This window comes from Bradyrhizobium sp. Kon69, from assembly GCF_055807515.1.
The window spans coordinates 1-421 of sequence record NZ_JBVVOS010000126.1 but is presented as its reverse complement, the minus strand read 5'-3'; the positions used below and the strand labels follow the sequence as shown (position 1 = coordinate 421).

Here is a 421-nt window from a genome sequence, read left to right as displayed (position 1 = left end):
CCTGCCAGCAGCAACGCCGGCAGGGTAGCGCCGACATCCGGATAGAGATTGGCCAGCAGATGATAGGTCGCGATGCCGCCCAGCCACGCGACCAGCGCCGGCCAGTGCAGCAGGGTCACCGCGCCCTGGGCCCGACGGCGCAGGATGAAGTGGTCCACCAGCACCACGCCGAACAGCGGCGCGAACACTGAGCCGATCAGCAACAGGAAGCTCTGGTATTGCGCCAGGGGCGCAAAGCAGGCGATCAAGGTGCAAACCACACCAATGGCCAACGCCAGGTGCTCGACCTTCAGGCGCAGCAGAATCCCACTGGACACCGCCGCCGAGTGAATATCAGCAAACGCGTTTTCCGACTCGTCCAGCAAAATCAGCAACAGCGGAATACCCAGGCCGGCACCGGCCAGGGCCAGCAGCAATGCAT

General features: G+C 64.1%; 1 pseudogene. It reads right to left on the bottom strand.

The features are described 5' to 3' along the window. Positions 1 to 421, bottom strand: a pseudogene (locus tag AC0L3U_RS38510) (putative hydroxymethylpyrimidine transporter CytX); the annotation flags it as partial.